Raw genomic sequence first — 20,148 nt, forward strand, 5'->3', positions numbered from 1 at the left:
GTGGATCACTTTTCCTGGAAAAAGGTTTTAAGCGCACGGGGCAGATCTTTTTGCCAAAAGCCCCAGGTATGGTCGCCTTCCTGTTCCGAATAGTCGACCTGAGCTTCTTTTTCCCGCAACGCCCGATACACTTCCCGGTTGCGCGCCAACAGGTCCAGGGTGCCCATGTGGGTGGACACAGCGGTTTCCGACTTGCCGATGGTCTGATAAACCTCCAAGTGGGAGAGCTGCTCCGCCCGGCCGATCGCCTCCAGGGTCGGTTCTAAAAAAGCACCGGATTGTGAAAGGACGCGCCGGAATGAGTCGGGATACTCCAGGGCCAGATGCAGGGAAACCGTCCCCCCCAGGGAGGAACCCCCCAATACGCGGTCGTCTGGGTTGCTGGTTACTGGAAACTCCGCTTCCACAAAGGGGACCAGTTCCTCAGTGAAGAAGCGGAGATACGCTTGGTGACGATCCCCCTGGGGGGCATATTCCGCGTTTCGCTTCTCCTTGTCCACCGGTATGGCCACAGCCGCGAAGGGGCGGATATCGCCGTCCAGGATCAGTCGGTTGGCCTGGGTAGCCAATCGGCCCAGGTTGAAATAATCGTCTCCGTCCTGTAGGTAGATCACCGGATAGCGGCGATTTTCATCGTGGTCAGGGGGCAGGTATACTTGGATGGGGCGCGTTTCCTTGAGATGTGCGCTAGAAACATCCGCTTTTTTGATGGTTCGTTTCAGGTATCGCTTGTCCAAAAGAACACCACTCATTTCTTTCCAGCCTTTTTCTTGTACTCCAACTTTACCGGCTGTCTTGCGGGAAATCAAGAGCCGGCTGCGAGGGAAGGGTGATCGCGGTTTTTTTACCGAGTGTATCCCCGGGAGCGTTGCAGGGTTGAACCGATCCAATATCAGTATAAATCTACAAGGAGGGTCCTGTAAAAACGGGGCTCTTTTTTGGATATTATCTTTAGATATGGGAAGATGGCGTTTATAATATGGGCGTAGGTGTGATTGACGCATCTGTCGGCTTGTACCTCCTCTCTATTGAGGGGAGTATTTCAACATGGACTTTTTCCTTTCTGCTAAACCCCCGTCCATCATCTGCAGGTTTGGACGGGATTTTCCCGGTGGAACCTTTGACATAAGGCTTAAAGCCGAGTGCGGCTTTATTAAAAAAGAGAAAAATTGAACCACCGTCTAAAAACGGACAGAAAAACGTGCGAAGCTCCGAATATATAGAGTAGGGAGAGGTGTCGGCATTGCATGGTCCGGGGGATGGTGACCGCAATCTGCAAGAAATGGACGTGGAACAACGCGTTTGGATCGCTCAACAAGAACCCTCGTCCCGGATCCGGGATGAGCTGATCGCCGAAAATCAACTGTACGTCAAAAAAATAGCCTCCAAGATCTGCAAACGGAATATCACCGCCCAGGATGATGAATTTTCGGTGGCATTGATGGGCTTTAACGAGGCGATCAATAATTATCGGCGGGATCAGTCATCCACCTTCCCTTCCTTTGCGTATACGGTGATGAAAAGAAGGTTGACGGATTACTTCCGCAGCGAGAAGCGGCATTTAAACCAGATGCCCTTGGTCCACCCCGATGCAAAGGATAACGAATCCACTTACCCGGAAGTGGTGAAAAAATCCTTTGAACAATATGAAGACAGGGAACTGGAGGAACATCGTCGCTCGGACGTGGCTGAATTCCGGGAACATCTGTCTCGGTTCGGCATCACGATGGAAAAGCTGGTCAACGTTTCTCCCAAGCACCGGGATACCCGGGAAAACTTGCTCAAGATCGCCCAGAAGATTGTTTCGGAAAAAGACCTGTTCGATTCGTTTTATAAACAACAGCGAATCAAAAGGGAGGTTGCGGAACGCCTCGGCTGCCATCGCCGGACATTGAAGCGTCACCGGCATTATCTGATCGCGCTGGTGGTGGTGCTGGTGGAAGATTTACCCACGATTCGGGGATATCTGGGTGTGTCGAGTGAACCGAAAGGAGGTGGCGATTCGTGAACAAGGGGATTTTGATGGAAGTGGGGAAGCACCACTGGATTGTGATGACCTCAGACGGGGAATTTATAAAAATCTCCCCTCAGGAAAGGGAAGCCCGGTTGGGTGAGGAGGTCCACTTCAAGCTGGAGGAGAATAAAAAGCCCAGCTTCTTCCAAAACTTTTTCCCATTTGCTAGGCGGTATGCATGGTTATCCGGGGGGGTGGTCATGGTGATGCTGATCCTTACGCTCCTGATCCCCCTGTTGCATCCGACAGAATTGAATGCCCAATCCTATATCTATATCGATGTGAATACCAGTGCCCACCCTGCAGTAAGTGTAGCAGAAGGGAAACCTTTGTCTGATCCTTCCAGTCGGGCGGACATCAATTCGAGTCTGGAAGTGGGTGTCGATCGGAACGGAGATGTGATCTCCGTACGAGGCGTCAACCATGCGGGGCGAAAGCTGATTGATAAACTGGGTAATGATCTGGATTATGAAGGAGCAAACGTGGGGGAATTTGTGACCCATATGCTTATTACCGCAACGGAGAAGGAGCTTGTCAATCCCAAAGATGGGGTCATCGTTTCCCAGGTATCGGGCAAGGGAGTAGAGACACCCGAAGTTGAAAAAGAGATGAAAAGCAGACTGAATAAAATCAAGGAAAATGTGGCGGAAGAGCCGCAGCTGAAGGGTGCGGAACTGGAGATGGTCAGTCTGACGCTGCCTGATCCAGTCAAAAAACGAGCAGAACATCACATGGTGTCCCCCACGAAATATGCATTATGGCTGTATTCCCGCCACGAGGGACATTCTGTCAGTATCGATGATCTGAACCAGAAGAGCGTCAACCAACTGTTGGATATATTGAAAGGCTCTTTTGATCCCAAAAACCCGCCGGCAGATGGCCAGTGGTCAAAGTGGATGGAAGATTACGACGCCAAGCCGGAAAACCCATCACAGCCGCCTGCTGATGAGGAGGGAGACGAACAACCACCGGCCGATTCGGAGGATTCAAGCCCGGGGGATTCGGAATCCCCCCCAAATGACGGGGAAAACACCGATGGAGAAGCTGGGGGCGACGATCCAACAGATACACCTGGGGAGACGGAACAGCCTCCGGAGGAGGAACCGCCTTCTGAACCCGGAGATGAAGCTGGAGAAACCGGAGAGGACTCTTCAGAACAGGAAGAGTCCCCTGAAAATAGGCATCCAGATCCCCGGTGACGAGAACTCCTTGACTCCCTAAAGGTTTGCCCGTTCAGGACAAGCCTGCTGTCATTCCTCCCGGGTCGTGCAAGCCGACATCTCCCCAGGCTTGCGAAGAAGAGTCTTTGAGGAGGGGGACCGCCCATGAGAGGAATCGGGATTGTCCGAAAAGTGGACCACCTGGGTCGGATTGTGTTGCCGAAGGAATTACGTGAAACGATGAATATCAGCCCCGATGATGGAGTGGAGATTTTCGTCAAGGATGATCAGATTGTGTTGCAAAAGGTTAATCCTTCCTGTGTCTTTTGCGACTCCACTGCAGAACTCTTCTATTTTAAGGGCAAGATCGTTTGCCGTGGTTGTCTCGAGGAAACACGCAGTCATGTGGTTTAATTCAGGCCCGTAGGGGCTTTTTTTTTGCTTTACCCCTGTAATGCAAATTACTGACAATCGAAACGGCTATTTGTTACAATAAAATGCGGAATCGACCAACTTTTCTAACAACATAAAGATGTAAGCGTTTTAATGAAGAGGAAAGGCTCTGAACCCCACGTGTACCAGGCGCATATCATGACCATGGTCCCTGGGGAAACATCGGTGTCCCACTCCCGCGATATGGAGATACGGAACACGGTCGGGCTTTTGGTCCCTCTCACCCTTACGCTACTTTCCGTCGATTTGTCGAGCGGGCGCTTGTTAGGATTTCAACTTTTACGAAGGCGGGGATGATCAATGAAAATACTGGGAAGCAACCAACATCAGAATCCCGAGACAGTGATGTCCGGGTCGGATGACGAGAGACATTCCCGGATGGATGACATCTTTGAACTGATGGAAGAAGGCGGTCACGAGGAGGTCATCTTCTGCCGTCACCCTGGAACCGGGTTGAAGGCGATTATTGCCATTCACGACACCACTATGGGCCCGGCGCTGGGGGGATGCCGTATGGTTCCATACCCATCCACCGATGAAGCATTGAAGGATGTGCTCCGCCTTTCCAAGGGGATGACATATAAGTGCGGATTGGCTGATGTCGATTATGGCGGGGGGAAAGCGGTCCTGATCGGAGACCCGGAAAAGGAAAAAGCGCCGGAGATGTTTCGCGCCTTGGGGCGGTTTGTCGGGGGTTTAAACGGTCGCTTTTTCACCGGAACGGATATGGGGACGATGCCCGAGGATTTTGTTCATGCGGCCCGAGAATCTAATTCCTTCGTCGGATTGCCGAAAAGCCACGGAGGGAGCGGGGACACCTCCATCCCCACCGCCTTCGGCGTGATGCAGGGCTTCCATGCGACCGCCCGTCATCTGTGGGGAAGTGACAGTCTTCAAGGACGAAAAGTCGCTATCCAAGGGATAGGAAAAGTGGGGGCTCGTGTGGTGGAACGACTGGTGGAAGAAGGGGCACACCCCATCATCGCCGATGTCTCCCCAAGCCGGGTGGAAAATCTCCGCTCCCGTTATCCCGAACTCCAGGTCGCCGAAGTGGATACCATCCACCATGTGCCTTGTGACATTTTTGCCCCCTGTGCCATCGGTGGAGTGATCAATGATGAGACGATCGATCAACTACAATGTCAGGCCGTCGTCGGCTCGGCCAACAATCAATTGGCGGAGGAGCGACACGGGGATGGCCTCCATGAACGGGGGATCTTGTATGCCCCCGATTATCTGGTGAATGCCGGGGGCTTGATCCAGGTGGCTGACGAGCTTGAGGGGTATCAGCCCGATCGAGTGATGGAAAAAACCCGGGGCATCTATGATATGTTGCTGCGGATCTATGAGCGGTCCCAGGAGCAACGTTTGCCGACGAGTCAGGCTGCAGACCAACTGGTGTTGGAACGTCTTCATCACGTCGCTGACCTGAAAAGGATCTTCCTCGGTTTGGACCGCCGAGGCTGAAGGAGGGAGTTCAAGCTTGCTCAAATCGATGGACAAGATGGACTTCAAGGTCGTACTTCCAGAGGGGAGGTTGACCGACGAAGGGCGATGCGTGTGGAAGGAGCTCAGCCGGGAGAAAAAGCTTGATTTTTATCGGTGGATGGTACAGGTTCGTCAGTTTGACCGCCGTTCTATCCTCTTGCAGCGTCAGGGACGGATTGGAACCTATGCACCGATGGCGGGGCAGGAGGCGGCCCAGGTAGGAAGCGCCTTGGCCCTGTCAAAGGAAGACTGGATTTTTCCCAGCTATCGTGAAGTGGGGGTAAACATGGTTGCCGGTATTCCGCTGAAACAGATCCTTCTCCACTGGATGGGACGGGTGGAAGGCAACCGGTTCCCTGAAGGAAGCCGCGTGCTGCCCCCCTATGTCCCCATCGCCACTCAACTGCCCCAGGCGATGGGGGCGGCTTGGGCCGCCAAGATGAAAAAGGAACCCTCTGTCGCTGTCGCTTACTTTGGTGACGGGGCAACTTCGGAGGGAGATTTCCATGAGGCGTTAAATTTTGCCGGGGTGTTTCGGTTGCCGGTGATCTTTTTCTGCCAAAACAACCAGTATGCCATCAGCACCCCCTTTCGTCGTCAATCGGCCGTGCCAACGGTAGCGGAACGGGCGGCTGCATATCATATACCGGGGATCCGAGTGGATGGGAACGATGTGGTGGCGGTCCATATTGCGATGGAGCAGGCGGTTTCCCGAGGGAAACAGGGGGAAGGCGCCACCTTGATCGAGGCGGTCACTTATCGGCACGGGGCCCACACCACCGCTGATGATGCCACCCGTTACCGGGAAGCGGAAGAAGTGGAAGAGTGGGTGCGAAACCGGGATCCGATCCACCGGCTGGAGGTACTGTTAAAAGCGGAAGGGTTACTAACCGATGCCGACATCCGCGACTGGGAAGAAGCGTCCCGTCAAGTCGTAGAACATGCGGTGAAAGAGGCCGAGAGCGTTCCTGCTCCCGCCGCAGATCACCTGTTTGCCCATGTGTACGAAAAAATGCCCCTGGATCTTATCAAACAAAAAAGGGATGTTTAGGAAAGGAGGGGGAATATGTCTGAGATCACATTGGTCCAAGGGGTTTGTGCGGGTTTAGATACCGCCTTGCGGGAGGATCCCCGGGTGGTGGTGCTGGGGGAGGATGTTGGTAAGAACGGAGGAGTGTTCCGGGCGACGGAAGGGCTGTGGGAGAAATTTGGAGAGGAACGGGTGATCGATACGCCTCTAGCGGAGTCGGGAATTGTGGGGGCGGCGATCGGGATGGCTGTCAACGGACTGCTGCCGGTGGCGGAAATTCAGTTTATGGGATTTATCTACCCCGCCTTCGAACAAATCATCAGCCATGCGGCTCGTTTGCGACAGCGGACCCAGGGGCAGCACCCCGCTTCCCTCGTCATACGTGCCCCTTACGGGGGCGGGATCCGCGCTCCGGAGCTTCATTCAGATTCCACCGAATCTCTCTTTGTCCACACGCCGGGCCTCAAGGTGGTCGTGCCGTCCACCCCCTATGATGCCAAGGGGCTGCTGCTGGCGGCCATCCGAGATCCCGATCCGGTCATTTTCCTGGAACCGATGAAGATCTATCGCTCGATGCGACAGGAGGTTCCCGATGGTTGGTATGAGGTATCCTTCGGGCAGGCGCGGAAGGTATGTACGGGAGAAGATGTTACCCTGATCAGTTGGGGGGCGATGGTCCCGGTGGCGGAGCAGGCGGCACGGGCGGCTTCTGATGAAGGCGTCTCCTGTGAAGTGATCGACCTCCGGAGCCTTTATCCCCTGGATATGGAGGCGGTGATCGACTCGGTGAAAAAGACCGGTCGGGCCGTCATCATCCATGAAGCTCCTAAGACGGCTGGACTGGGGGCGGAGTTGGCCTCCCGCATTCACGAAGAGGCATTTTTGTGGATGGAGTCGCCGGTGGAACGGGTAACCGGATACGATGTGCCTGTTCCGATGTTTGCATTGGAAGATGCTTTTCGTCCTAGTGTGGAACGAGTCGGAGCGGCGGTACAAAAAGTGATGAACTTTTAAAGGGAGGGGCGCATCATGGGCATCCCATTCAAACTGCCGGATGTCGGGGAAGGTGTGGCGGAAGCGGAGGTGATCCGCTGGCTGGTGAAAGAAGGGGAAAAGGTGAGTGCGGACCAACCTGTCGTTGAGGTTCAAACCGATAAGGCCGTGGTGGAACTTCCTTCCCCCACGGCGGGGGAAGTGGAGATGATCCGTTGGCGGGAAGGGGATACGGTTCCCGTGGGCGAAGTGCTGTTGGAAATCCGACAATCAGAGGACGGAAAGACAGAAGCGGCCGCGACGGCGGAGGCTGTCGACCGTCCCCCATCGAACAACCTTTCGGAGGCGAAGAGGAAACGACGCCGACGGGTGTTGGCGGCTCCTTCCACCCGCCGGTTAGCTCGAAATCTGGCGGTGGATCTCCATCAGGTGACCGGAACAGGGGCGAAGGGACAGGTGACGAAGGAGGATGTGCGGCGGGTGGCTGCCGCCTTGGCCGAATCTCGAGGCGAGGTCTCCTCGGCTTCCCATTTGATTCCGAAACCGGTAAAACCGCCGGTTCCGTCTCCCCCGCCGCTGACAGGTTCCGGCACCGAGGAGAAGAGCGGGGGGCAGGCAGAGGCTTTTTCAGATGAGCCCTTGAGCCGGACCCGGCGGGTAATCGCTGAACGGCTTCTCTTTTCCGTCACGCGCAAACCCCATGCCACCCACTTTGATGAGTTGAATGTCGAGGGGTTGGCCCGGTGGCAAGCCCGACTGAAGGCTCAGGCATCCAAGAGAGAACCTCGGATCGGCTATCTGCCCATTCTGCTCAAGGCGATCGCCGCCTCCTTAAAATGGCATCCCAAGTTGAATGCCCACTTTGACGAAGAAAAGCAGCAAGTGCGTCGTTTCAACCCTGTCTCCTTAGGGGTGGCAGTGGATACAGCAGAGGGGCTTTTGGTTCCGGTGTTGCGGGAAGCGGATCAGAAGAGCATCCGGCAGATTGCTGCCGAACTGAAAGAGCTGACCCATTTAGCTCGGGAGGGGCGCCTTGCCCCGGAGCAGATGAAGGGCAGCACATTTACCGTCAGCAACACCGGTTCCCTGGGCGGCCGTTTTGCCACCCCTATTATCCATCCACCGGAAGTGGCCATTCTGGCCCTCCATCCCGTGGAACAGCGGCCGGTGGTGGAGGATGGACAGCTGACAGCGGGATGGCGAATGAATGTTTCCCTTTCCTTTGATCATCGGGTCTTGGATGGTGCCGACGCGATTCGTTTTACCCAGACCCTGGCCACCTTCCTGACTGACCCGGGGAATCTTTTCTTGGAATTAAGTTAAAAGAGAGTGGGGGATAGATGCGAAAATGCCTTTATTCATCAGCACCTGGGGGAACTGCTTCTCCTGTCCCGGTTGGACATGCTGGGAGATTTGTTTCAATTCAACCTTTGGCACGAAGGGGTGCACCAGGGGGTGATCGACGGGATGAGGCTCACATTGAGCGTAAGGAGAATTGCGACATATATGTCTAAATCTTAAGACGATTTTATCGCGGGGAAGGATCTGAAGGGGCTACTCTGGGGCAGGGGGCGAACGGCTGCATCAGTGGGTGAACAGCCCGGACAGTTGACGTAATCGCCATGGTCTAGCCGGCGGCAAAACCAATCGGGATGACTGCAAAAGACGAAATCCAGATTCACCTGGTGCTTGTCGTAAGGGTACCCGATGGTTTGACCAGACCGGTTTGAAGCCTATGGAATGGGCGAATATCCGAGTGATCGAGTCCATGGAGGTACCCCATCTGAAATACCGTCTGATCCAATCGTCCTATAGGGAGGCTTTTCCTCGATCAAAAAGAGCAAGCCGAGCCGGAGGGGTGGATGGGTCCCGGTTCGGCTTGCCCTTTTTTGGTCATTTTCAAAGCTCCCTACCTTCTTCTGGATGTGCCTTTTCTTCCTCGCCCAACTCCGACAACACCCCTGGACCGAGGACACCGGCGGCAAAACCACCAACGAGACCGGCACGGCTGAGGGATTGGTGTTTGTGTCTGCTGGGGCGCGTCTGTTGCCAGTCAGTGGGATGTTCCACTGTTTCCGTAAGTCTATCGGCTAAGTGCTTCTTTAGTGTCTCTTCCTGATCCAGGAGCTGATTCTCCAGATATAGCTCTCGCAGGATCTCTTTCTCTGCTGCCGAGGAGATGGCATCCACCTCCAGTAGCAGTCGGACTCCTTTCTCTTCCATTGTGGCCGCAAATCGGATTTCCTTCACCTGGCTCTGAAGCAGTCGGGTGGGGAAGAGCATAAATTCCTGGGTATATCCGTTAAAGGTGCGGGAACCGTATTTTTCCCGGAAGCCGAGCTGGGAGAAAGCGCGGAGCACAGGTTGCAGCCGAGGTGGGGGTTGAATTCGGATGTAGTTTTGATTCGTGTGATCCATCCCCCCCTCGATGTCCAGGCGAGTAACCAGGCTATAGGTAACCGTTTTTCCGGAAACGGGCAGATCTTCCGGCAGACGGCAGGAAAAAGGGAACGTGCGCCAAGTATCCGGCGGGAGGGAAAAGGGTTCGCCGATCGGACTTTTGTGAAGCGTATGGCGGAAAGGTTTCTCATTAGCCCGAATCACTAGGAGGAGCTCCACCTCGATTTCGTTGATCTGTTGGGTCACCAGTCCTCCATCAACTTTTAATTCGCCCCGTACCGTTTCGCCAGGAAGGTACTCCGATCGGTCCAGCTTCAAGTTGGCTGTCGTTCCGCCTTTGCCCATCTTGACCAGTAAGTTTTTGAACAAATCTCTTCCTCCCATGGACAAAATCTTTTCTTTTGTTCAATATACCGAAAAACTGATAGGGATTCGATCCGCCTTTGGTTTTAATCTTGACAAGGAGCTGCAATTCTCTCACTGCATATCTGCGGCAGGATTCGTTTTCCAAACCGCGAATATCTCCCATGAAACGAGGAGGTGGGGATGACGGAATCGATCACCCGATTTTACGAGCGGTATCCAAAAGCCGCCCCCTTTGCCTTGGCCCTTACCTTAACCCTCACCGGCAGTCCAGTAGGGTTGATCGGGTTGAAATACCAGGTTGCCAGCTGGATGCTCCTTGTGTTGGGAGTATTGATCGCTGTGTTGGGATGGTTTTTTCACCAGCAAATGGTGAAATCGGTGACGACACGGGAGACGATCGATCATTCCAATACGATTGTGGACGCCCTCGAATATATTGCGGTGATCACCACGAAGTCGATGTGTCGCGCAGCGGAGGATCCCTCGCAGACGGTGCAGGAAGGGAGGTTGGAGATCCGATCCACCTTTGATCGCATCCTCTCCTCTATCCGGTTGGGCATCGAACGGACCAATCCATCATCCGTCGGAGAGGAGGCGGGAAGGACTTCCAAAGATCCGCGGGTGGTTCTGTTTATCCCAGATGATTTGGACAAGCCCCGGGTGCTTACGCCCTTCAGTCACGCCGGTCACAAAAACATAGAAGAGATGCCTCTGCCGGAAATCGATGACAAGAGTGATTTTACTGCGGTCAAAGCTTGGCTCGATAGAGTAGATCTGTTTATCGATGACGTCTGGAAAAAAGGGGAGCCGTGGGAGAAGCCTTCCAAGCGATTAAAACGAAAGGAAGAGTATCGGTCCATCGCCGCGGTGCTGATCCAGGTGGGGCATCAACCCCTGGGGGTGCTGAGTGTGACCGGAAAAGAAAAAAACGCGTACCACAGAGAAGTGGATCAGGAGCGGATCCGGCTGTTTGCCCAGGCGATCGCCCCGCTTCTCTATTTCTATCACGGGGTTCTCCCGAAACTGGAGTCCCGAAAGGCTGGTCGATAAATCATGAATGCTCCTCTTCTGCGCCAACCGCTGCAGCGACGACAGGAAGAGCGCTTTCGCCAATATGATCAGGCGATCCAACGGTATCAAAAAGGGGAATGGACCGCCAAAGAAGCGACTGATCACCTGTTTCGAATGCGCGGTCGGTTGATTCCCCACGCCGAAAAACGAAAAAATTTGTTCCGGCGAATGCTGGAGTGGTGATCAGTCCCTCTTCTTCTCTTCCTTTTTGGATCCTTGTTTGGGAGGGTTTTTTCTTTTTTGATCCCCTTGTGATATAATCATGAATGAATATTCAATCACATCAGGCGGTCGGTACATCATGGTGAAAAAGCGGGTAAAACAAGTACAGCATGAAGATGTAACTGCACTCCATTGTTCCTATTATTTCCTGGGAAACGGATTTCGCGCATGGACTTTTCATGTGGATGGGTTGATGGTGGAGACGGGGCCGCGTCGGGCGCGGTCAGAAGTACGTCGCTTTGCGCAACGTTTCCACCCCCAAGCGATCGCTGTCACTCATTTTCACGAAGATCACACTGGCAATGCTGCAGACCTGGCCACCCGTTACCGGATTCCGGTCTACATGAGTGCACAGACGGCACGGATCTTATCCGGCTCTCCCCGCATCCCCTTGTACCGCCGAGTGGTCTGGGGCCCCCTCGACCCGGTTCGGGGGGAGGTGCAGGATCGGATCGAGACGGACCGCTATTGTTTTCAGGCTGTTCCCACCCCAGGGCATGCCCGGGATCACGTCGCCTGGGTGGAGGAAGAGCAGGGCTGGGCCTTTACCGGGGACCTGTTTATCGCCAACCGACACACCTACGGGTTGCGGGACGAATCCATCTCCCAACTGGCCGCATCCATTCGCCGGGTGCTCCGCTACCCGATCCAAACGGTATTCTGCTCCCATGCCGGAGTGATTCCCGACGGCGTCACGGCCCTGAGGAAAAAACTGGACTTCCTGGAGTGGCTCCAGGCGGAAACCCTGCGCCTCTACAAGGAAGGAGCCTGCTCCCGGGAGATCGCCGCCCGCCTGCTCAAAAGACGGCCCGCCCTTGTCTGCTTCTCCAACGGCGAACTCTCCCCAGTACACCTGATCCGCTCCATCCTGCGGGAACACCGAAAAAAGGCATAAGACCTAAACACCGGCCTTCTGCTATGGGAGAGGCCGGTTTTTGATGGGAAGTTTTGCAAAAAGCTCTTCGTTTTTATGACCCCTCATGGATTTCTCGGCTTTGACAAGGAGAGGTGGATAGGGGTTGGGTTTTGTACGGCCACGACAACATGAAGCGGTGTCTGGTTCAGTATGTGAACGGACCTCCGCATATCGAAGAAATTCCCTCAAAAACAACCGGGGCTCAACCACCTGGTCCTGCAAGTGCCCAGTACAGACCACCGCCTTTCTACGGGCACAACAGATCTCGTTCCTCTACCAGAGCCCGGGCACCTTCCACGGCACCATCGAGGAGGGGAAGACATTCAAACATCACCATTGACATGTTCCGTGCAAAATTTTTATAATGGAAATGTTTTTATCCGATTAATTCGTATACGAAATAGTTGGGGGAGGGGTTGGTTGTGAAGGATGAGTTGCTGGATGAATTGGAGATATTGATGCGCCGGAATGCCCGGGCTTTTCGTCAGCGCTTGTTTCAGGAGCTGAAGGAATATAACCTCACGGTGCCGCAGAATTCGGTACTCCGGACGCTGTCCCTGGAGGGACGCCACTCTTTGGCTAAGTTGAGTGAGTCGGTGGGAATGACCACCAGCTCCGTCAGCGGTATCATCGATCGCTTGGAGAAGCAAGGATGGGTGCAGCGCACGCGGGATAAAGAGGACCGGCGGGTGGTTTGGATCGATCTGACCGATGATGGACGCAAGCGGATGTTGGAGGTGCCCGTCCTTCGGCCGGACCATTTTAAAAATATGCTCCGCAAATGCCTTTCCGAAGAAGATGTCGAGCTGTTGGTGATCCAGCTTCGGAAACTGCATCAAGGATTGGAAAAGGAGTTGACGAAAGGGGGAGACCGTTGAAAATCAAGACATGGACGATCCTGGTCGTCATCCTGTTTTTGCTGGGGGTGGGCGGATCTGGGTTTTATTATTTTCAGCAGCAGCAAAAATATCTGATCACCGATAATGCCCAAGTTGCTGCCGAGACGGCTACTCTCCATTCGAAGGGGGCAGGCCGGATCGGCGATTGGAATATAGCAGTCGGGGACCGGGTCCGGGGTGGCCAGCAATTAGGCTGGCAAACCGGGTCCGAGGGTCAACAGGTGATCCGTGCCCCGATCACCGGCCAGGTAGTAGCGTCAGGGGTTGACTCGGGTGAATCAGTGACCTCGGGCCGGCCGCTGGCGATGGTGGCTGATCTGGAGCATCGCTATATCCGCGCGTACATCGATGAGACGGAGATGGATGATGTGCAGGTTGGACAGGAGGCGGAGGTGATTTTGGATGCCGATCCGGACCGGAGGATCCACGGGGAAGTTTCCCGGATCGGAAGCGAAGCGGGCAGCGAACAGTCGTCATCGGGGGCCCAGGGTGAATCCCGGGAAGTGCAACGGGTTCCGGTTCAGATCACATTGGACGACCCCGATCAGGTCCCGCCGGTGATCGGGCTGAATGCCCAGGCTATCTTACACAAATAAATCATCTGAAACACAGAGAGAGAGGAGATTGAGATGAAAACATCCAGACTCATTTTGTTAAATGCCCTGATTTTCCTGGTGATTATGGCGGCTGGAGTAGGTGGTTACTACTACTACTTTCAACAGAGCCATTATGTCATTACGGATGATGCCAAGGTGAAGGGCGACATAATGCCGGTTCATGCCACGGCCTCAGGAAAACTGTCCAAGTGGGATGAACAAGAAGGGGAAACCGTTCAAAAAGGGGACGTGCTAGGCGTGGTGACTGGAGCCAAAGGGAAAAAGGTGGAGATCCAGGCACCGATGGATGGAACTTTGCTCCAAAACCAGGTCCATGAGGGGCAGACGATCACGCCGGGTCAACCCCTGGTCAACCTGGTAGATATGGATCAACTGTATATTGAAGCCAACATTGAGGAGACCGACCTGAAGGATGTGAAGGAAGGGGCCAGTGTGGAAGTGACCGTCGATGCCCAGTCGGATACCACTTTTGACGGTGAAGTGGAGCAAATCGGACTGGCGACGGCATCCACCTTCTCCCTCATGCCGGAACAAAACGCTAGCGGGGATTACACCAAGACGGTGCAACGGATTCCAGTGAAGATCAAGATCGATTCCGATGCCCCGGAACTGATCCCCGGTCTGAACGCCACAGTACGCATCTCCAAGTAACGGGAGATTTTTTAACTTCGTCAGAAAGGAGGCGTTGAGATGTCGGATACGGCTGATACCCGAACCGAACAACAGGGAGCTGCTTCCTACGTTCCCCTGTTGTTGGTTTGTATGTTGGGGATGTTTTTGGCCATTCTCAACCAGACCGTGCTCAATGTGGCGATTCCACAGTTGATGAACGATTTCAGTGTTTCCGCCAATACAGCCCAATGGTTGATGACCGGATACATGCTGGTAAACGGGGTGCTCATTCCCATTTCCGCCTACCTGATTGAAACCTTTGGTACTCGCAAGCTGTTTATGAGTGCATTGATCTGTTTTATGGTAGGCTCCCTCTTGTGCGGGATCGCACCCAATTTCGCCACCATTCTTATCGGACGTCTGGTGCAAGCGGTTGGTGCCGGAGTGATGATGCCTCTGGTATTAAATGTGATTCTGTTCATCTTCCCGCCGCATATACGGGGCAAGGGGATGGGGTTGATGGGTATCGGGATGGTGTTTGCTCCCGCCATCGGCCCGACGCTCTCCGGCTGGGTGATCGAGGAGTTTTCCTGGCGCTTGATGTTTGACGGGATGGTAGTATTGGCCCTGTTGGCCATCGGGTTTGGTTGGCTCTTTATGAAAGATGTCGGTACCCGCCGGGAAATTCCCTTCGACCTCTGGGGCATGATCCTGAGTATAGTGGGATTTGGCGGATTGCTATACGCTTTCAGCGAAGCTGGAAACAGCGGCTGGAGCAGTCTGGAAGTGGTCATCGCTCTGGTCGTTGGCGGTTTTACATTGGTGTTGTTCATCCTTCGCCAACTGAGTGTGGAAACCCCTCTGTTGGATTTTCGGGTGTTCAAATATGATATGTTCACCCTGTCCACGGTGATCAACGGGATCGTCACCATGGCCCTCTACGCAGGGATGTTTCTGCTTCCCATCTACCTGCAAAATCTGCGGGGCTTCACTCCTTTGGAATCAGGGTTGCTCCTGCTTCCAGGGGCGATTGTGATGGGGCTGATGTCCCCAATCTCCGGTGCGTTGTTTGACCGATTTGGCCCCCGTCCTCTGGCCATCGTCGGGTTGATAGTGACGACGGTCTGTACTTGGGAGTTTACAGAGATCACGCTGGAAACCAGCTATTGGACCGTGATCCTGATCTATACGATACGCGCCTTCGGCATGTCCCTGCTGATGATGCCGATCATGACCGCCGGGTTGAACCAGCTGCCGGAGGAGGCCAACAGCTACGGAAACGCCATGGCCAACACCATGCGTCAGGTTGCCGGTTCTATCGGGACGGCACTGTTGACCACCGTGTATACCAATCGGATGAGCCTGCATACGGAGAAACTCTCGGAGGGGATGAACCCCTTTGACACCGGCTTCTACCAGTCTTTCTCGGAAGGTGTTCGCAATTTCGCCCAATCCGTCGGCCTTCCCGTGGAACAGGCTCGGGAACTTTTCACTTCTCAATTGATCGGCGATATGGCAACACAAGCGGCGGTGATGGGCATCAATGACGCCTTTTTCTGGGCGACCGCCTTTACCGTCATCAGTCTCTTTTTGTGCCTGTTCCTTCGGGACGTGCGCAAAGACAAGAAACCAGACATGGAAGAACCAACGAAGGAAGTTGTCGCTTCCTGACCGATTAGGTCCCGCCTTTCAGGCGGGCTTTTTTTGATCTTGTTTTGTCACCGGTTTCTGTTCACAGGATTGACAAAACCGGGAAAAGTCGGTCATAATAATGTTACAATTCTGTGAACAAGCGACAGGAGGGTCACCATGGCACAACCTGAGCAAACGTCGGGGAAAGGTCAGACATCTCCGCAGACGCGGGAGGAAACCACGGGAAAATATCTGATGTCCTTTGCTTGGATGCTCTTGGTGACGGTGATCGCATTCGTGTTGGTGGGACTTCAATTGTTGCCGGAAAATCTCCTGATTCTCGTTATTTTGGGTTTGGCGGCCCTGCAGGTGTTGTTGCAGCTGTTCACCTTTATGCACCTCGACTTCGGATGGTATCGGATCGTTACCATCTTTATGTGCAGCGGTTGCATCGTGGCTGCCACCGCGATCATCGCCATGTTGTACTGGGTGTAAAACGGAAAATGGAAAATGCCCTCTTCCCCCACGTGGAAGGGGGCTTGTTTGTGTGATGACCGCATCAGTTGACAATGGTCGTGAAAAAGTTATAAATTTATCGAAAGGAAGGAGGAGAATGATGGAAGTCAGTCAAAAAACGGCACAGTCTGTCCGATCACAAGCCATTTGGAGTCCAACAGCGGTTGCACTTTTTTGTTTCTTTTTCACCTTTTTAGCTGCGGGGTTAATGAACGCCATCAGTTATGGACGGGTTGGATTCGCGAATAAGAGAAACAAGCGGTTACTGATCGTCATTCCCGGATTTATCGCTTTTTTGTTTCTGGCCATGGTTACGCCCGATGGGTTGAGCCCTTTGTTTACTGTATTTAACCTGGCCATGATTCTCTACTTTCGACAGGATCAGAAAAAATTATACGATTTGCATGTGGGCCGGGGAGGAGACAAAGCAGGTGTGGGAGTTCCGCTCTTGATCGGGATTTCGGCCTACGCGATGTTGTTGGTTCTCTTCATCCTGGGAGTATTGGTGGCCTGATATTCTTTCGCTGTCAAAACGTTTACCCTCTTCCTCTATGCGGAAGAGGGCTTTAAAATTGGCCGCTCCATTGGAACAGGAGGACGAGCAGGCCCAGTCCCCACACATAGACGGCAAAAGGTCTCAAGGAGCCCCGCTGCAGCAGTCGGATCATCCAGCGCACCGCCAAGTAGCCAAAGAGGGTGGACATCACGGTGGCCATCATCAGGGAAGACAGGGGCAAGGTATAGGTGCGACCGGTGGCCAGGTCGACCAATTGAAACAGGAGAGCCCCGGCAATCGCGGGAATGGATAGGAAAAAGGAAAAATAGGCGGCAGTCTCCTTATCAATGCGGCGGTAGAGGGCGGCGGCGATGGTCATGCCTGAACGGGAGACGGCGGGCAAAATGGCCGTTCCCTGAAAAGTGCCGACAACAATAGCATCGGTATAGGAGATCTTCTCCAAGCTTTTGTGACCACGCTGCTTCCAACGATCGGCCATCCACAGCACGGCTCCGGTGACGAGAAACTCCCAGCCGATGGTAACACCGGTTTCGGAAATCTCTTCAAAGACGTCTTTGAAGCTGAGGCCGATGATCACCGTCGGAATGGTGCCCACCACCAACAGTTTGGCCATCCGACTGAAGGGTTCCCGGATCACCGCTGCCACTTCCCGCCGGTAAACCATCAGTACGGCGATCAGGGTGCCCAGATGGAGGACGGTGTCCAGGAAGAGTCCGCCATCGTCCAATCCAAACAGATGGCGCCCCAGGTAGAGGTGGCCGGTGCTGCTGATGGGGAGAAATTCCGTCAATCCCTGAATGATACCCAGCACCATCGCTTCCAACCAGTCCAATACCATCCCCCCTTGCCCATCCCGGGATAGGCGAGTTGGTGTTAACCGAGCAAGCGGCCGAGGTCTTGAATCACGTCAGTGAAGGGGGTCTCCTCTCCGTAACGGCCGACGATCCGCCCCTCGGGGTTGATCAGGACGGAGGTGGGGACGGAGGAGATCTCGTAGGCGTCATAGGTGGATCGTCCATGGTCAAGAAGTACGGGGAACCGGTAGCCGTGTTCCCGGATAAAGGGTTCCACCCGGTCGGGATCAGCCTCCCGTCCGGTCACATTAATCGTGTAAAAGGCGAAGCGGGAAGCGTCCAGGGAGCGGGCAAACACTTCTTTTTTCGGCAGGTCCGCCTGACAGGAGGGACACCAGGTGACCCAAAAGGAGAGCAGGACTGCTTTTCCCCGCAGGTCGTGAAGGCAGACCGTCTGATCTTTGTTCAATGTCGGCAGGCAAAAATCGGGCGCTTGTTCCCGCGACATGGCTTCAACCTCCTTCCAACTCAGATCCTTCTGGGGATGATCATTCCCATTTTCCCTTTCAACTCATTTCCCTATCCTCAGACGACATCAAATTTCAGATGGTTTTGATAAGGGCTCGGTCGACAAACTGCTTGAGCCGTTTGCGCATGGTTTGTTCGGTGGCGGGATCGAGCTTCCACGTGGAGATCTTGGAGATTGGTGGCAAAGCGGCGCACAGCTCCCAATACGGGAGGTGTGTGAAATCGATCTCCGCCATGATCGATCGATAATGATGGGTGAACGCCACCATCGCATCGGTTCCCAAGGCCCACAAGAGCTCCAACCGGCAATTGGCCACATCGGCGAGAGGGTCTCCCTGCGCCGCATCCTCCCAATCGATGATGGCGATGAGCCGTCCGTCTTTCCACAGGGTATTGCCGGGCCAATAATCCCCGTGCAGCAATCGAGGTGGGTTTCGTGAAGGCAGGGGGCCTATTTTCTCTAGCCGCCTTCGAATACGTTCCTCCTCGCTGGTGCCCGCCTCCTTTGGTTGCGTGTTGGCCACTCGCTTTTCTTGCGCCGGTAAAAAGGATAGTCCCCATTTGGCGATATCCACACGATGAATGCGGGCCAGGTGGTTGGCTAGCTGCCATAAAAAATCAGCCGGATGAGTGGAAGCCTTTCCCGATTCCCCCTCCACAAATTCCATCAGGATGGAAGAGGTCGACGGATCGACATCGAAAGGAGATGGAATGGGGATTTCTGCTTCACGCAAGAGTCGCAGGAGTTGATACTCATCTGCGGCGATTTGCGGGTTTCGGTTACGATCCGCTTCCCCGTGTTGGCGTAGGACCATCTTTGTCGTACGGCCGTCGGCGAGTCGTATCTCCAACGCGATCACCCGCGCGGAGACACCACCTCGTAACCGCCATGTGCGCAATAAGCGGCTGTTTGGATGGATTTGCTGAATCCACCGTTCCAATCGCTCTCTTTTAAGAGGTGGATACATTCTCTCATCTCCCTGTGAACCTCGTGGTTTTTACATCCGGCTGAGGGCCAGCCCCACGATGAGCAGGGCGAGGGAAGCTGCTTGCAACTTGGACAGCCGCTCACGGAAGAAGTGGATGGATAAGAGCGCCACCACCAGGCTGTTGGTGGCGAACAGGGGAGCCACAATGCTGGCCGGCCCTTCGATCAAGGCGATGGCGTACAGTTGCATGCCGGCAAAGGAGAAGATGCCGGCAGCCAGTCCCCATTGCAAGCCGTTGCGAGCCGAGGCGGCCGGTGTACGGGGATGTTTTCGCACCAGTTCCACCGTCATCCATCCCAGGCTGAACAGATACCCGTAAAAGAGAACGGACTCCCCGGCCAATCCCCATTCATCGGTCACTTTCAGCCCGCCGTTGCGGAAGGTGAACAATATAGTGGCCGTCACCACCAATCCGTACCAGGTCCGGTCCCGGATCGACAGGTTCTCGTCTGGATCGATCGGGATCAGGAACACGGCCAGCACCAGCAGAGCCACACCGGTCCATTCCATCGCGGACAGCCTTTCCCCGTAAAAAGCGACCGAAATTGCGATAACCAGTAGGATATTGGTATTGACCAGGGGCGATGTAAGGCTGGCCGGCCCCCGTTGCAGCGCCAGCATAAACAGCCAGTTTCCGGCGGCCGAACCGAGACTGACAGCCACCCCTCCGAGGAGGACAGCGGCGTCCAGCCGAAATGCCCCGCTGAAGGCGAGCCAGACCGCAAATCCCAGGGTTCCCGACAGGTAGAGTCCCCACAGGGTGTGGGGAACGGACCCCAGACGGGCGCTGCTGGCCTTCATCAGAAAGCCCGACACCCCGAAGGTGAGGGGGCTGAGTAGGGCCCAAAGAAACCACATAGGTGTTTTTCGTTCCTTTCTCTGCATTCATAGAGTCCCGAAAAACACCGTATCATAAGCGGCTGACTCCGTC

At 54.5% G+C, this 20,148-nt stretch carries 22 protein-coding genes; 16 read left to right on the forward strand and 6 right to left on the reverse strand.

Annotated features, from left to right (window positions below):
- Positions 1 to 5: 5 nt before the first annotated feature.
- Entirely contained in the window at positions 6 to 752 is a 747-nt protein-coding gene (locus BLP91_RS05030; protein ID WP_245662120.1) for an alpha/beta hydrolase, read from the reverse strand.
- Positions 753 to 1,243: 491 nt separating this feature from the next.
- On the opposite strand from BLP91_RS05030, the gene BLP91_RS05035 reads away from it, so the two are divergent.
- The 7 genes from BLP91_RS05035 (at position 1,244) to BLP91_RS05065 (ending at position 8,461) form a co-directional block, all read left to right on the forward strand.
- A complete protein-coding gene (locus BLP91_RS05035) occupies positions 1,244 to 2,008 on the forward strand; it encodes a sigma-70 family RNA polymerase sigma factor (protein WP_091567298.1) in 765 nt (254 codons plus the stop codon).
- A complete protein-coding gene (locus BLP91_RS05040; protein ID WP_091567299.1) occupies positions 2,005 to 3,213 on the forward strand; it encodes an anti-sigma factor domain-containing protein in 1,209 nt (402 codons plus the stop codon). Before BLP91_RS05035 ends, BLP91_RS05040 begins: the two co-directional genes overlap by 4 nt.
- A 126-nt stretch (positions 3,214 to 3,339) precedes the next feature.
- Positions 3,340 to 3,588, forward strand: a complete 249-nt coding sequence (locus tag BLP91_RS05045; protein WP_091567301.1) for an AbrB/MazE/SpoVT family DNA-binding domain-containing protein — start codon at positions 3,340 to 3,342, stop codon at positions 3,586 to 3,588.
- Positions 3,589 to 3,927: 339 nt separating this feature from the next.
- On the forward strand, positions 3,928 to 5,094 hold the full coding sequence (locus BLP91_RS05050; RefSeq protein WP_091567302.1) for a Leu/Phe/Val dehydrogenase: 1,167 nt from the start codon (positions 3,928 to 3,930) through the stop codon (positions 5,092 to 5,094).
- Between the two features lie 16 nt (positions 5,095 to 5,110).
- Entirely contained in the window at positions 5,111 to 6,166 is a 1,056-nt protein-coding gene (pdhA, locus tag BLP91_RS05055) for a pyruvate dehydrogenase (acetyl-transferring) E1 component subunit alpha (protein ID WP_245662121.1), read from the forward strand.
- Positions 6,167 to 6,181: 15 nt separating this feature from the next.
- Positions 6,182 to 7,159, forward strand: a complete 978-nt coding sequence (locus BLP91_RS05060; protein ID WP_091567303.1) for an alpha-ketoacid dehydrogenase subunit beta — start codon at positions 6,182 to 6,184, stop codon at positions 7,157 to 7,159.
- 15 nt (positions 7,160 to 7,174) lie between these two features.
- Positions 7,175 to 8,461 (forward strand): dihydrolipoamide acetyltransferase family protein, encoded by a 1,287-nt coding sequence (locus BLP91_RS05065; protein ID WP_091567305.1) that lies wholly within the window; start codon positions 7,175 to 7,177, stop codon positions 8,459 to 8,461.
- A gap of 576 nt (positions 8,462 to 9,037) precedes the next feature.
- Here the strand turns inward: BLP91_RS05065 and BLP91_RS05070 are convergent.
- Positions 9,038 to 9,907, reverse strand: a complete 870-nt coding sequence (locus tag BLP91_RS05070) for a sporulation protein (protein ID WP_176757824.1) — start codon at positions 9,905 to 9,907, stop codon at positions 9,038 to 9,040.
- A gap of 177 nt (positions 9,908 to 10,084) precedes the next feature.
- Here BLP91_RS05070 and BLP91_RS05075 point away from each other — a divergent pair, with 177 nt between their 5' ends.
- The 9 genes from BLP91_RS05075 (at position 10,085) to BLP91_RS05115 (ending at position 16,903) form a co-directional block, all read left to right on the forward strand.
- Positions 10,085 to 10,954 (forward strand): hypothetical protein, encoded by an 870-nt coding sequence (locus BLP91_RS05075; RefSeq protein WP_091567308.1) that lies wholly within the window; start codon positions 10,085 to 10,087, stop codon positions 10,952 to 10,954.
- Between the two features lie 3 nt (positions 10,955 to 10,957).
- Positions 10,958 to 11,158 carry a hypothetical protein gene (locus BLP91_RS05080; RefSeq protein ID WP_091567309.1) on the forward strand — a complete coding sequence of 67 codons (201 nt, stop codon included), beginning with the start codon at positions 10,958 to 10,960 and terminating at the stop codon, positions 11,156 to 11,158.
- Between the two features lie 118 nt (positions 11,159 to 11,276).
- A complete protein-coding gene (locus BLP91_RS05085) occupies positions 11,277 to 12,092 on the forward strand; it encodes an MBL fold metallo-hydrolase (RefSeq protein ID WP_176757825.1) in 816 nt (271 codons plus the stop codon).
- Positions 12,093 to 12,535: 443 nt separating this feature from the next.
- Positions 12,536 to 12,991, forward strand: coding sequence for a MarR family winged helix-turn-helix transcriptional regulator (locus BLP91_RS05090; protein ID WP_091567312.1), 456 nt, complete (start codon positions 12,536 to 12,538; stop codon positions 12,989 to 12,991).
- Positions 12,988 to 13,608: an HlyD family efflux transporter periplasmic adaptor subunit gene (locus BLP91_RS05095; RefSeq protein ID WP_176757826.1), complete on the forward strand. Its 621-nt coding sequence runs from the start codon at positions 12,988 to 12,990 to the stop codon at positions 13,606 to 13,608. The genes BLP91_RS05090 and BLP91_RS05095 overlap by 4 nt, the downstream gene beginning before the upstream one ends.
- 33 nt (positions 13,609 to 13,641) lie before the next feature.
- Positions 13,642 to 14,280: a biotin/lipoyl-containing protein gene (locus tag BLP91_RS05100; protein ID WP_091567314.1), complete on the forward strand. Its 639-nt coding sequence runs from the start codon at positions 13,642 to 13,644 to the stop codon at positions 14,278 to 14,280.
- A gap of 39 nt (positions 14,281 to 14,319) precedes the next feature.
- Positions 14,320 to 15,912 carry a DHA2 family efflux MFS transporter permease subunit gene (locus BLP91_RS05105; protein WP_091567315.1) on the forward strand — a complete coding sequence of 531 codons (1,593 nt, stop codon included), beginning with the start codon at positions 14,320 to 14,322 and terminating at the stop codon, positions 15,910 to 15,912.
- A gap of 138 nt (positions 15,913 to 16,050) precedes the next feature.
- Positions 16,051 to 16,368 carry a cytochrome C oxidase subunit IV family protein gene (locus BLP91_RS05110; RefSeq protein WP_091567316.1) on the forward strand — a complete coding sequence of 106 codons (318 nt, stop codon included), beginning with the start codon at positions 16,051 to 16,053 and terminating at the stop codon, positions 16,366 to 16,368.
- A gap of 121 nt (positions 16,369 to 16,489) precedes the next feature.
- Positions 16,490 to 16,903: a hypothetical protein gene (locus tag BLP91_RS05115; protein ID WP_091567318.1), complete on the forward strand. Its 414-nt coding sequence runs from the start codon at positions 16,490 to 16,492 to the stop codon at positions 16,901 to 16,903.
- A 52-nt stretch (positions 16,904 to 16,955) separates the two neighbouring features.
- Here the strand turns inward: BLP91_RS05115 and BLP91_RS05120 are convergent, their stop codons facing one another.
- From BLP91_RS05120 to BLP91_RS05135, 4 genes are all read right to left on the reverse strand, one after another.
- Positions 16,956 to 17,738 (reverse strand): undecaprenyl-diphosphate phosphatase, encoded by a 783-nt coding sequence (locus BLP91_RS05120; protein WP_091567319.1) that lies wholly within the window; start codon positions 17,736 to 17,738, stop codon positions 16,956 to 16,958.
- A gap of 41 nt (positions 17,739 to 17,779) precedes the next feature.
- Positions 17,780 to 18,208: a TlpA family protein disulfide reductase gene (locus tag BLP91_RS05125; RefSeq protein WP_091567321.1), complete on the reverse strand. Its 429-nt coding sequence runs from the start codon at positions 18,206 to 18,208 to the stop codon at positions 17,780 to 17,782.
- A gap of 94 nt (positions 18,209 to 18,302) precedes the next feature.
- On the reverse strand, positions 18,303 to 19,196 hold the full coding sequence (locus BLP91_RS05130) for a phosphotransferase family protein (protein ID WP_091567322.1): 894 nt from the start codon (positions 19,194 to 19,196) through the stop codon (positions 18,303 to 18,305).
- Positions 19,197 to 19,226: 30 nt separating this feature from the next.
- Complete coding sequence (locus tag BLP91_RS05135; protein ID WP_091567324.1) at positions 19,227 to 20,075, reverse strand: DMT family transporter; 849 nt, start codon at positions 20,073 to 20,075, stop codon at positions 19,227 to 19,229.
- Between the last annotated feature and the right edge of the window lie 73 nt (positions 20,076 to 20,148).

Origin of the sequence: Melghirimyces thermohalophilus, assembly GCF_900102685.1 — a bacterium.
GTDB lineage: Bacteria > Bacillota > Bacilli > Thermoactinomycetales > DSM-45169 > Melghirimyces > Melghirimyces thermohalophilus.